This is a genomic window from Shewanella nanhaiensis, from assembly GCF_019457885.1.
GTDB classification, from domain to species: Bacteria; Pseudomonadota; Gammaproteobacteria; order Enterobacterales; family Shewanellaceae; genus Shewanella; species Shewanella nanhaiensis.
On sequence record NZ_JAHZST010000001.1, the window covers coordinates 59994 to 73310 of the forward strand.

11 protein-coding genes are annotated in these 13317 nt (G+C 45.5%); all 11 read left to right on the forward strand.

From position 1 onward, the window contains the following. The first annotated feature begins 1 nt into the window (after position 1). The 11 genes from nuoE to K0625_RS00305 all read left to right on the forward strand — a co-directional run bounded on the left by nuoE (position 2) and on the right by K0625_RS00305 (position 13312). Entirely contained in the window at positions 2-532 is a 531-nt protein-coding gene (nuoE, locus tag K0625_RS00255; RefSeq protein WP_220107829.1) for an NADH-quinone oxidoreductase subunit NuoE, read from the forward strand. Then, on the forward strand, positions 532-1896 hold the full coding sequence (nuoF, locus tag K0625_RS00260; protein WP_220107830.1) for an NADH-quinone oxidoreductase subunit NuoF: 1365 nt from the start codon (positions 532-534) through the stop codon (positions 1894-1896). The genes nuoE and nuoF overlap by 1 nt, the downstream gene beginning before the upstream one ends. After that, a complete protein-coding gene (nuoG, locus tag K0625_RS00265) occupies positions 1883-4729 on the forward strand; it encodes an NADH-quinone oxidoreductase subunit NuoG (RefSeq protein ID WP_220107831.1) in 2847 nt (948 codons plus the stop codon). The genes nuoF and nuoG overlap by 14 nt, the downstream gene beginning before the upstream one ends. Then, a complete protein-coding gene (gene nuoH / locus K0625_RS00270) occupies positions 4726-5679 on the forward strand; it encodes an NADH-quinone oxidoreductase subunit NuoH (protein WP_220107832.1) in 954 nt (317 codons plus the stop codon). The genes nuoG and nuoH overlap by 4 nt, the downstream gene beginning before the upstream one ends. Before the next feature lie 12 nt (positions 5680-5691). Continuing rightward, positions 5692-6207, forward strand: coding sequence for an NADH-quinone oxidoreductase subunit NuoI (nuoI, locus tag K0625_RS00275; protein ID WP_220107833.1), 516 nt, complete (start codon positions 5692-5694; stop codon positions 6205-6207). A 45-nt stretch (positions 6208-6252) separates the two neighbouring features. Beyond that, a complete protein-coding gene (locus K0625_RS00280) occupies positions 6253-6870 on the forward strand; it encodes an NADH-quinone oxidoreductase subunit J (RefSeq protein ID WP_220107834.1) in 618 nt (205 codons plus the stop codon). Further along, positions 6867-7169: an NADH-quinone oxidoreductase subunit NuoK gene (gene nuoK, locus K0625_RS00285; protein ID WP_220107835.1), complete on the forward strand. Its 303-nt coding sequence runs from the start codon at positions 6867-6869 to the stop codon at positions 7167-7169. The genes K0625_RS00280 and nuoK overlap by 4 nt, the downstream gene beginning before the upstream one ends. 1 nt (position 7170) lies before the next feature. Further along, positions 7171-9039, forward strand: coding sequence for an NADH-quinone oxidoreductase subunit L (gene nuoL / locus K0625_RS00290; RefSeq protein ID WP_220107836.1), 1869 nt, complete (start codon positions 7171-7173; stop codon positions 9037-9039). After that, positions 9036-10649, forward strand: a complete 1614-nt coding sequence (locus K0625_RS00295; protein WP_220107837.1) for a complex I subunit 4 family protein — start codon at positions 9036-9038, stop codon at positions 10647-10649. Before nuoL ends, K0625_RS00295 begins: the two co-directional genes overlap by 4 nt. Next, entirely contained in the window at positions 10646-12082 is a 1437-nt protein-coding gene (locus K0625_RS00300; RefSeq protein ID WP_220107838.1) for an NADH-quinone oxidoreductase subunit N, read from the forward strand. The genes K0625_RS00295 and K0625_RS00300 overlap by 4 nt, the downstream gene beginning before the upstream one ends. 147 nt (positions 12083-12229) lie before the next feature. Further along, complete coding sequence (locus tag K0625_RS00305) at positions 12230-13312, forward strand: methyltransferase (protein WP_220107839.1); 1083 nt, start codon at positions 12230-12232, stop codon at positions 13310-13312. Positions 13313-13317 lie beyond the last annotated feature (5 nt).

The window sequence follows — 13317 nt, forward strand, 5'->3', positions numbered from 1 at the left end:
TATGGCAACTAAAGAGCAACAAACCATCCCAGTCTCTGTCATTGAGACCCCTGATATCTCGCTGAGCTCAAAAGAGCAACAGGGTATCGATGAGTTAATCTCCCACTCGCCGCAACTTGCGGGGATCACGATTGATGCACTCAAGCTGATACAAGCTGAGCGTGGCTGGGTCAGCGATGCAAGTTTGCATGCCCTCTCGCTCTACACTCAGATCCCTGTTGCCGATCTTGACAGTGTTGCCACCTTCTACAACCTTATTTTTCGGCAGCCAGTCGGTAAAGTTGTGCTGCATCCCTGTGACGGGATCAGTTGCGACTTAATGGGAGGTGAGCATATTCGTCAATGCCTGAAGCAGCAATTAAACATCACGGCAGGGGAAACCACACCTGATAACCGTTTTACCCTGATCCCACTGCCCTGTCTAGGTGCCTGTGATAAGGCGCCAGTGATGATAGCCAACAAGCAACTCTTCGAAAATGTGACAACAGATGAGCTTCCTAAGTTACTCAGCACATTTAACGAGGTGAGCTGATGAATCAAACCTTACCCCATAATCCGCTAACTCGTTTTATCACAGATGATGAGAGCTGCTGGTCAATTGAGCAATATCAAAATCAGGGCGGCTACCAAGGTTTTCGTAAATCTTTAACCCTGAGTCAGGAGCAGCTCCTTGATACTCTAAAGGAGTCTAACCTTAGAGGCCGCGGCGGCGCAGGCTTCCCCACAGGGCTTAAATGGAGTTTTGTGCCTCGAGGCGATGATGCTCCCTCCCCCCGTTATCTCATCGTTAATGCCGATGAGATGGAGCCTGGCACCTTTAAAGACCGAATGCTTATGGAGAAAACGCCTCACCAGATAATTGAAGGCTTACTGATCGGTGCCCAGACTTTAGGAGCGTCTATTGGGTATATCTTTCTTCGTGGGGATTACTATCTGGCCGAGAAACGCCTAACTAAAGCGCTTCAAGAGTGCAGAGATGCCAACCTCTTAGGGGAAAATATACTGGGAAGCGGATTAGATTTTGATATTCACCTCCACACCAGTGCAGGTCGCTATATCTGCGGGGAGGAGACCGCCTTAATCAACTCCATGGAGGGAAAACGCGCCAACCCTAGGGCTAAACCTCCCTTTCCGCAAGTCGCGGGCCTATGGGGAAAGCCCACCATAGTCAACAATGTTGAGACCTTCTGTAACTTGCCTCACATCATCCATTTCGGCCCTCAATGGTTTAAAGATCTGGGTCTTAACGATGATGCGGGAACGAAGATATTTGGTGTTAGCGGCAGAGTGAACCACCCAGGTCTTTGGGAGTTACCAATGGGCACACCAATCAGGGATATCATAGAGCAACACGCAGGTGGCATGCGTGATGGATACACGCTTAAAGGATTTCTCCCCGGTGGTGGCTCCACCGACTTTTTAGTGGCTGAGCATCTGGATATTCCAATGGATTACGACACCATTAGCAAACAGGGTAGCCGAATGGGAACAGGTACCATCATCATATTGGATGACAGATACTGCCCAGTGGCTATGGTGCTCAACCTTATTAAATTCTTTGCGCAAGAGTCCTGTGGTTGGTGTACTCCTTGTCGCGACGGCTTGCCTTGGGCTCAGGTCTTACTTGAGAAAATTGAGCATGGAGAGGGGGAGCCAGAGGATATCAATCAACTTGAAGAGTTATGCCGCTTTGCCGCCCCTGGCAATACATTTTGTGCCCTAGCCCCAGGAGCTGTCGAACCTCTACAGAGCGCGCTGAAATACTTTAGAGAAGATTTCGAAGCTCATATTAATCAAGCTTGCTGTCCTTTTCATGATAAAAAAAGACAAGGTATTGATGAGACAGGCACTCCTTGTATCAAAGGTTCTGGGGGTGACAAATATGAACAGCTCTAATCAACCACAGTCACCAGAGGGCACTGAAAACTTAATCTCCCTTACAATAGATAATCAAAGCTATAGCGTAGAGAAGGGACAAAATTTACTGCAAGCCTGCCTCTCCCTTGGTTTAGATCTGCCCTACTTCTGCTGGCATCCAGCCATGGGCTCAGTCGGTTCTTGCAGGCAATGCGCCGTCACTCAATATCAAAACAGTGAAGATACCCGAGGCCGTTTAGTCATGTCATGCATGACACCGTTAACTGAAGGCATGATCATCTCTCTTAAAGATGACAAATCACAGCAGTTTAGGGAAACCAACATTGAAGCGATCATGACCAACCATCCCCATGATTGTCCAGTTTGTGAAGAGGGAGGTAACTGTCACCTTCAAGATATGACCTTGATGAGTAAGCACATTAATCGACGATATTCAGGGAAAAAGCGCACTCATCTTAATCAGTTTTTAGGCCCGCTACTCAACCACGAGATGAACCGCTGCATCGGCTGCTACCGCTGCGTTCGCTTCTATCGTGATTACTGTGGCGATAAAGATCTCAATGTGTTTGGCTCTAAAAGCCACCTCTATTTTGGCCGGGCTGAGTCAGGCGTATTACAGAGTCACTTCTCTGGAAACCTTGCACAAGTCTGCCCCACAGGCGTATTTACCGATAAGCCATTCTCACACCACTACAGTCGTAAATGGGATCTACAAACAGCCCCCGCCATCTGCCCCCACTGCAGCCTTGGTTGTAATATAAACTTAGGCCAACGTAGCGGCAGCATTAGAAGGATAACCAACCGTCACCATGACGAGGTAAATGGTCACTTCCTCTGTAACACTGGCTTATTTGGTTATGAACATGTCAACCATAATGAGCGGCTTGAGTGGCCACTTAAACGTAATAATGAGCATAAAACTACCGATAAATTAACGCCAGAACAAGCGCAAACACTATTGGCAGAGTATTGTGAAACTCCAAATGAAAACTGCATCGCGGTGGGCTCAGTGCGCACCCATATTGAGAATAATGCAGCGCTCCTTAAACTGTTTGGTGAGCAGCAGTTTTATCTAGGTATCGACGATAGCCATGCTCAGTTATTAAATATGCTCTGTAGTGCCTACCATGACACCTCACTCAGCCCCATCTCCTTAGCCGAAGTTGAGCGATGTGATGCTGCACTTATCATAAATGAAGATATCACCCACACGGCACCAAGACTTGCCTTAAGTCTGAGGCAGATGAGTCGCAATGCTGGGCTAAAACAAGCAGCCAAGTTAGGGATCAAATATTGGCAAGATGATGCGGTGCGTAACATAGCCCAAACCACACTCTCACCGGTACATATTGTGCAGAGCCATGGGAGTGAACTTAGCGACATAGCAACTCAAAGCATAATCTTAAATTCCGCTGCACAGACAGTGCTACTCCAAGAGATCGCCTCACTATTAACAACACATCTGAATTCACAAGCTGAGCAACCCGCATCCAGCGAGGCGAAGGCAATAGTTAATGACTTGATGGCAGCTGAGTATCCACTAGTGATTACTGGCGTACAAAACCGTGATTTGAAACAAGTCTCCTTGAGCATTGAGATAGCCAACACCCTAAAACAGCTAAAGCAAGACACAGGCTTTTATGCAGTCACTCAAGATGGAAATGATCTTCACCTTGGCATGATGACAGCTAATTCACATCCAAAAAACGCAAGCCAAGGGCTAGACTCACTCCTTAAGCGGCTAAATAGTGGCACAGTCGAAACTTTAATCATATTGGAAACAGATCTCTACCGTTACTTAGACAAATCTCAGCTTGATGATGCACTCAACCAAGTCAAACAGATAGTCGTCATCGACCAGTTACTCACTAAAACCGCCGCTATGGCCGATCTTATTCTCCCCGCAACCTCTTTTGCTGAGTCCTACGGCTGTTACTTAAGCTCAGAGGGTAGATTACAGTTATCTTTCGCGACCATGGTGCCTATCGAGGAGAGGTTAACCCCATGGCAGTGGTTATCAACTCAAATAGGCATACCCAGCTATTGCGAACTAGTCTTATGGATATCCGAGCAACTCCCACAACTAAAAGCGATTGAAACCTTTGCCGAATTAGCCAGATTTAATGAGTTATCCCCCTTTAGGGTCGCCAGACAAGCTGTTAGATCCAGTTCTCGAACCGCCATTGATGCTGTTGAACATGTCAAAGAGGAGCAACCGCCTATAGATTTAAATGGCCCCTTTACTCACTCAATGGAGGGAGTTGCAGGGTTTAGACAAGCACTGGTGCAACCTATTTCAGTTTTACCAGCAGATCAGTGGTCACCTAAGTGGAACTCAGATCAAGCAGGAAGTCGTGCAGGTGTTAATCACACAAGGGATCAAAGCAGTAGCACCACCTCCCCATGGACTCAAGGAGTACAGATCTTCTCACCTAATCCGCAGGCCAAAAGAGAGTTGGGCTATCAGCAAACTCACTCCTCAATGCCATTAGAAAGTGAGCAGATTAGGTTAACTCCCAGTGCTAACCTTTACGCCGATTTTGAATTAGCCAGTTACTCAAAAGCGCTTACCTCATTGGCGCCACATAAGCTTGCCCGCATACATCCTGAGACAGCAAGCAAGTGGCAACTAGAAGAGAATCAGCAAATTAGACTGTACTCAGATAGATCTCAAGTAGCGCTTGAGTGCCTATTTGACTCAAACCAAGCAAAAAGCACTATTTCGGTTCCAACAAACTATTTTAGACAGCTTGGAACTTGGGCAAGATTAACGCCACTCCCTGCACAGAAACGGTCAGAGACGTCAACGCAAGAGAGTACTCAGCCTCTCTCAAATGAGGAGGAGAGATGATTGAACTTAGCGCGCTACTAACCCCACTCATCATTCTCATTGTTTTGCTCCTTGCAGCAGCTTGGTCAACCTGGCTTGAGCGCCGTTTATTAGGCATTTGGCAAGACAGGTTGGGGCCTAACCGAGTCGGCCCTTTTGGTCTACTACAGGTGATTGCCGACATGATAAAGATCTTCACAAAAGAGGATTGGATCCCGCCTTTTGCAGACAAAGCACTCTTTATTATTGCGCCTATGATCTTAATGATAATGACGCTACTGGGCTTCGCGATTATCCCCTTCTCGCCAGATATTCAGATAGTTGAATTTGATAACGCCTTGCTATTTGTATTGGCACTAAGCTCCCTATCTGTATACAGCATTATGTTGGCTGGATTTTCATCAAACAGTAAATATGCACTCTTAGGGGCGATGCGAACCGCAGCGCAGATGCTCTCCTATGAAGTGTTTATGGGGCTAGCCTTAATGGGCGTCGTGGTTATCGCTGGCAGCTTTAGTCTCAATGAGATAGTTGCGGCGCAAAGTGATTACTGGTTTATCCTCAGTCAGCCATTGGGTTTTTTACTCTTTCTCTTTGCTGGGGTCGCTGAAAGTCATCGCGCTCCTTTTGATCTTCCCGAAGCAGAAACTGAAATTGTAGCGGGTTTCCATACCGAATACGCCAGCATGAAATTTGGTATGTTTTTTATTGGTGAGTACCTAGGCGTCATCTTTATCTCCGCGCTTATCACCACACTCTACTTTGGAGGCTGGCAGGGACCAATGCTCCCTCCCATTATCTGGTTTATGCTGAAAACGGCTCTCTTTGTGATGTTTTTCATTTTACTGCGCGCAGCAATACCTAGACCTAGGTACGATCAACTGATGAGTTTTGGCTGGTCAGTTTTACTCCCACTGGCACTGTTAAACCTGCTGCTCACCGCAGTATGGCAATTAACCTTAGGTTTTTAAAAGGAGCGTGGCATGTTAAGTCAAATAAGGACACTCATCACAATCCTAAAACACACTTTTACCCGTGCGGACACTGTCGAGTATCCAGAGCAGAAACCTTACCTTTCACCTCGTTATCGTGGCCGTATCCTCTTAACCCGAGACCCTGATGGTGAGGAGCGATGTGTCGCCTGTAACCTTTGTTCAGTGGCTTGCCCCGTTGATTGCATCTCTGTGGTCAAAACCGAGAAGGAGGATGGGCGCTGGGAAGCACAGAGCTTCACCATCAACTTTTCACGCTGCATCATGTGCGGCTTTTGTGAAGAGGCCTGCCCTACCCACGCCATTCAGTTAACACCGGATGTGGAGATGGCTGAATATGACAGACAAAATCTGGTGTATGAAAAAGAGCACCTGCTTATCTCTGGTCCCGGGAAATACCATGATTACAACTTCTACAAAATCAGTGGTAAATCGGTTAATGGGAAGATGAAAGGTGAAGCGCATAATGAGTTGCCTCCCATCAATGTTAGGAGCTTATTACCATGAAGGTTAAAAGCAGCTTTTCCTCAACACCAGCAAAGGGACAGGATTATGATTGAGATAATCTTTATTACTACAGCGATCGTCTGTGTCATCTCAGCTTTATTAACCGTCACAGCCCATAACGCAGTGCACGCTTTGCTCTATCTGGTCACTATGATGATCGCCATCGCACTTATTTTCTTCCTATTTGGCTCTCCTTTTGCTGCGGCGCTGCAGATCATCGTTTATGCAGGCGCCGTCATGGTATTGTTTGTTTTTGTCACCATGATGCTGCATCAAGGCGAGCAAAGTATCATTGATGAGAGGACGCTATTTAGCCTCAAAACAGCAAAAGGCCCACTGTTACTGGCTGTAATACTGGTCATTGAATTATTACTTATCGGCATAACACCGTTAGATAACCCCTCTTCACAGACAGCTTTAAATACGGTTAACAGTGAAAGCCAGCAGCTTTCAGCGGGCAGCAAAACGGCCTCACTCACCTCAGTAAAATCACTCGCCAAACAGTTATATGGTCCCTATAAACTGCTGGTCATAATCGCTGCAATGTTACTGCTCGCCTCTCTAATTGCAGCCATACATATTGCGAGAAAGAGCTCTAAGCTTACCGAAAACTCGCCTGTGAATGGGGACTCGGAGTCGAAAGCGTCGGAGGCAGCCCCGTGATAGAGACAACTTGGGTCATAATATTAAGCTTCCTGCTTTTCGCCATCGGTACTTTTGGCCTGCTAAGCAGGAGGAACCTGCTTTTTGTCTTGCTTTCATTGGAGATAATGTTAAATGGCATCATCTTACTGTTTGTGGCGGCATCAAACCTTCACGGAAATAATGACGGCCAGATAATGTACCTATTGGTACTGACCTTAGCCGCATCAGAGGTAGCAGTGGGTCTGGCTTTAGTCGTACAAATCTACAAACAACAACAAAGCCTCGATGTCGACACTTTGACTAAGTTGCGAGGCTAATATGGAGATATTACTTAGCTTAATCCCACTACTACCACTGCTTAGTGCCTGCTTACTGCTTTTCTGGCAACCTAAAATTGCGACGACACAAGTCATCGGGGTGGGCTCGGTGAGCTTGGCTGCACTATTAGCTCTAAGCCTTAATATTGCACTTTGGGATCAGACACAATTTGTGCTGCAGACTTCATTAGGTCAATGGCTGACCATCGATAAGCTTTCATTGAACTTTACTCTCTATCTCGACCCTCTCTCTCTGGTGATGATCACCATCATCACTTGTATCGGCGCGCTGATACACCTTTACTCAGCCTGCTACATGAAAGAGGATGCAGATATTTGTCGCTTCTTTGTTTATCTAAATCTGTTTGTGTCAGCCATGTTATTTCTCGTGCTTGCCGACAACTTGATCTTGCTTTATCTGGGCTGGGAAGGCGTGGGATTATGCAGTTATCTGCTTATCGGTTTTTGGTATCGAGAGGTTAAAAATAGTCAGGCGGCCAACAAAGCATTTATCATCACACGCATTGGTGATACCGCCATGCTTATCGGCATCATCTTAATCTTTTACCAATTTGATACCCTGAATATTCAACAGATACAAGCACACTCTCAGCAACTTTTACAAAACAGTGAGCTTTTAACAAAAGGAGGAGCAGGGATCATTAGCCTGTGCTGCTTACTTCTTTTTGCAGGGGCTGCAGGTAAATCAGCCCAAGTACCGCTTCACTCCTGGCTGCCCGATGCGATGGCGGGCCCAACACCAGTCAGCGCCTTAATCCATGCAGCAACCATGGTCACCGCAGGAATATACTTAGTTGCCAGAAATATGGAACTCTTTAGTTTAGCTCCTGATGTACTTCATTTCATTGCTATTGTCGGTGTTATCACTCTAATTTTAGGTGCAACTTCAGCGCTGGCTCAAACAGATCTTAAACGCATACTCGCCTATTCCACCATCAGCCAGCTGGGTTACATGTTCCTCGCACTTGGTGCTGGCTCAGCCTCTGCGGCCGTTTTTCACCTCATGACTCACGCCTTCTTTAAAGCCCTACTCTTTCTTAGTGCGGGTGCGCTTATCTACTGCATGCACCATGAAAAAGATATCTTTAAGATGGGAGGGCTAAGAAAGTCTCAACCCTTATTAGCGCTCTCCTTCGGTATAGGGTGTGCAGCGCTTGCTTCGCTTCCCATGACCTCAGGTTTCTTTAGTAAAGAGCTTATCCTAGAACAGACATTGCTTGCTCAGCAGCCTTTACTCTGGTGGGGTGGCGTTATTGGGGCATTTTTTACGGCGCTGTATAGTGCCAAACTATTTTTTGTCATCTTTTTTGGTAAGTTAAACAGACCGAGTACCCATAATACTCCCCGAGCGATGGCAGCAGTTCTCATAGCGTTAATGTTACTTTCACTCATAGGCGGTATACAGCCTCAAGGCGTATTTGCCCACTTTACAGCCCTTGAACAATCACAGATACCAGCTCCCTCTCTTAGCGCATTAGAACACTGGCTACCCATTATTTTACCCGTGTTAACCGTCATTTTAGCTTGGTTTCTGTTTATTAAAGGCGTGTTCACGCCTGATAGTCAGCCGAGTCAATCCTCAGTAAGCATTAAACAACAACTAGAGCGATTTTTACATTCAGGCTGGGCTTTCGATAGTCTTTATCACCTAATATTAATTAAGCCTTTCAGACTCATCAGTAAATATAACCACAGAGATATTATCGATCAGCTTTATCGGCAACTTGAGCGTTTAAGCTCACTCCTCTATCGGCAACTTAGCCGCTTTCAAACTGGGCAACTAAGGCACTATAGCACCAGCTTAGTGATTTTTTGCATCTTGGCCATCGCTTGGGGGCTAACATTATGATGCTGTTTACTTTAGTAATACTACCACTTATCGGTGGATTTCTGGCATGTTGGAGCCAACGCGTACATCAAGATGCCCCTAAGTGGATAGCCGCTATCTGCACACTCGTCACGTTAGCCTTCCTAATCTCCATTAAGCTGACCAATAACATAGAAAACTTGGAGTTATGGCTAGTTGATGAGCCGAGGGCTTGGATCCCTAGACTCAATATCACCGCACACCTTGCTATGGATGGACTGAGTTTTGTCTTACTGCTGTTAACTCTGCTGATGGGACTTGTGGGTTTATCGTCTGCTTGGAGCGAGATTAATCAACACAAGGGCTTCTTTTATGGCAACTACCTGTGGACTCTAGCTGGGATTATTGGTGTTTTCTTGGCGATGGATCTGCTGCTGTTCTTCGTCTTCTGGGAGGTGATGTTGGTTCCCATGTACTTTCTTATCGCTATTTGGGGAAATGAAAACCGTCGTTACGCTGCCTTAAAGTTTTTCCTCTTTACGCAGGCTGGCGGCCTATTGATGCTATTGAGTATCATCGCGCTGACTGTCATACACTATCAGCAAACTGGCATACTAAGCTTCGATTATCAGGTGTTGGTTCAATCTCCCATCCAATCAGAGTTAGCTAAATGGATCTGCTTGGGCTTTATTATCGCTTTTATTGTCAAGCTACCTGCTTTTCCTTTCCATACCTGGTTACCCGACGCCCATACTCAAGCCCCCACCCCTGCCAGTATTATTTTAGCCGCGGTGCTTCTCAAAACTGGTGGCTATGGATTGCTTAGGTTTGTTCTGCCTCTGTTTCCAGAATCGGCACAATTTTGGGCCCCCTTGATGATGACACTGGCAGGTGTGAGTATTATCTACGGCGCCATCATGGCCTTTTCCCAAACAGATCTTAAACGCTTAGTGGCCTACTCCAGTGTTAGCCATATGGGGTTTGTATTATTGGGTTGTTTTAGTTTCAACTTTTACGCGCTACAAGGCGCGGTTATGCAGATGTTGGCTCACGGACTGAGCACATCCGCTCTGTTTATGTTAGTAGGACTGATACAACATAGATTCCACACTCGAGATCTCAACCATCTCGGTGGACTCTGGCACACCTTGCCTAAACTATCAGCCATGGGACTCTTTTTTGGTGTGGCTTCTTTAGGGATGCCGGGAATGGGAAATTTCATCGCGGAGTTACTGGTACTTCTGGGCGCCTTTAAGCAGGCGCCAATATTCGCAATAGTAGCAAGCTCTGGCTTGATATTAGCAGCGGTTTACTCACTACGCATGATCCAAAAAAGCTTCTTCGGAATGAACTTAAACCTTGAGACTAGTTTTAGTGATAAAAAATCAAGTGATAACAGCTCAAAAAACGACCTCGATAACAGCTCGGCGGGTTTAAGAGCAAAACGCCTTAATGATGCTCACACACACCATATCACAGATCTTAGCGTTAAAGAGGGCCTAACTCTAATGTTGATGTGCTTAGGCCTGATAATCATGGGATTACATCCACAACCCATTTTCACGTTAGTGAATAGCTCGCTCATGGAGATTCTCTCGCTTATTCAGTCCCCTTTACAGCCTGAAAGCCCACTACTTGAGGTGCAGCTATGAGCCTTCATTATCTACCAGCGATAACCCTCAATATTGCAATATTGGTTTTACTGCTTGTCATCGCCCTAAAACGCAGCCACCAATTAGCATTTTACATTACTGGCGCAGGGCTTTTTATCGCCTGTTTTAGTCAATGCTCTCTTTTACGTGCCTCACATTTAAGTGAACTCCATTTTTCTGACGAGCTATTTAGCTTCTCTTCAATGAGTGTCGTGCTCAGTGTTCTACTGCTAGGCATATTGATCTTTATCTGGTTACAGCTACACACTTGGCTCGAAAAACATGAAGCTAACCACAAGGAGGAGTTTTACCTTCTACTCTTGCTTGCGGGCTTAGGCGCATTAGGCATGATAGTGAGTGAGCACTTTGCCAGCTTCTTTTTAAGCTTAGAGCTGATGAGCCTCTCCTTTGTTGGGCTTATTGCCTACTCACAAAGTCAGCCGAACAGTCAAGAAGCGGGAATTAAGTACCTCATACTGTCAGCGGTGGCCTCAGCCTTTATGTTAATGGGGATCGCCATTATCTACCTGCAAACAGGCAGCCTCTCATTCCAATATCTTGCAGAAAATCTTAATAACACAACCCCATCCTCTATGTTATTCACAATAGGACTCATCTTTATTTTGATAGGACTCCTCTTTAAGCTCTCTTTAGTTCCCTGTCACCTGTGGGTTGCCGATATTTTCGAAGGTGCGCCGCTCCCCTCTACAGCACTTTTATCTACCGTGTCCAAATTGGCTTCATTTGTCGTACTTTGGAAGCTATTTCATTTGGGTAATTGGCAAGAAAATCAGGTAGTCTTAACTCTTATTGGTATGGTAGCAGTGGCCTCAATGTTAATTGGAAATCTACTGGCTCTACTCCAAAATAGTATCTTGCGTATTTTAGCATTCTCCTCTATCTCTCATTTTGGATACCTGCTTATCCTACTGTTTTTGTTTAACCACAATGCAGATCTTTTAGATAACCCCACCTTTCCACTCGAAGCACTACTCTTCTACCTCAGTGCTTACCTCATAACCTTAACTGGTGCTTTCTCAATTTTGATGAAGCTGGAGGAGGAAAAATCACTCGAAGCATTAACAGGACTTTTCTGGAGCAAGCCACTGCATGCCGCTAGCCTCAGTATTGTCATGCTTTCGCTGGCGGGGATCCCTTTAACACTCGGTTTTATGGGAAAATTTTATCTGGTGACCGCCAGTATCTCTTATCAGGTTATTTGGCCACTTCCCTTTTTAGTTATCGCGAGCGTTATCGGCTTATTCTTCTATCTTAGAGTCATTATGGTAATGTTATCATCGACACAAACCCGTCATAGCAGCCCTTCTACTGCTGGAGAGGTCGCAAGCCTTTGGTTCATTATCCTACTAGTCATGAGCCTAGGGACATTTCCCGCACTGTTTGCTGACACTATTAAAAGTGTTGTTGGTTAATCACAAGCCGATCACTTCAATAAAAATAACAACCTAGCGTTGCTAAGTATGTGTTCAATTACCCTATGCATTGATCAAATCCCTACTCAAACTTAAGTTGATCATGATAAGGTCTCCCTATCTTGAAAAATGAGAACTATAATATCTATGGCTTTTTACCAATCTCCCATGAAGATCAGCGCTTTCGACGCAAAATTTGAAGCACAAAAAATCGCATTCGCTCCCATCAGCTTTCAGGTTGCCCGTTGTCTACTTAAATTCGGCATTTTAGAACAGATAGATTCCTCTGCAGAGCAAGGTTGCTCCTTAGATGATATTGAAAAAAAGACCGAACTATCACAATACGCTATTAGTGTTCTTATCGATATGGGGCTTAGCATGGGTCTGTTATGGCAGAAAGAGGATAGGTACCTGCTCGATAAAATTGGCCATTTCTTAGTTGAGGATGATATGGCAAAGGTCAATCTCAACTTTGTTCATGATGTTTGCTATCAAGGCATGTTTGAACTTGAAGCTTCATTAGTCGAAGGTAAGCCAAAAGGGCTTAAAGTATTTGGTGATTGGAATACCATCTACCCTACCCTCAGCGAGCTACCAGAGCAGGTTAAAAAGAGCTGGTTTGAGTTCGATCATTACTATTCAGACCATGCCTTTGGTCAACTTCTCCCCTTAATTTTCCAAGCTAAACCAACACATATCGTCGACGTAGGAGGTAACACAGGTAAATGGGCATTGGCTTGTACGGCTTATGATAGCAATGTCAAAGTCACCATCATGGATCTTCCTGGGCAACTAAAGGTCGCCCTAAAGAACGCCGAAGAGAAAGGCGTCGCCGATAGAGTATCAGGCTTTCAATGCGATCTGCTCAAAGAGTCTCAGGAGTTCTGTCCAAACGGTGATCTCTACTGGATGAGTCAATTTCTTGATTGTTTCTCAAAAGAGCAAATTCTGAGCATCCTAACTCGTACAGCACAAAGCATGAATGCCAATAGTGAGCTCTGTATTTTAGAAACCTATTGGGATAGACAACCTTTTGAAGCGGGAGCCTATTGTGTTAACGCCACCTCTATCTATTTCACAGCCATGGCAAACGGTGACAGCCGTATGTATCACTCAAAAGAGATGTTATCGCTAATTTCACAGGCAGGCCTTTATGTGGATGAGGATATCGATGAGATAGGTTTAGGTCACACCCTCCTAAGGTGCAAGCGTAAGCCAACGCAGCTTTAGTCAGT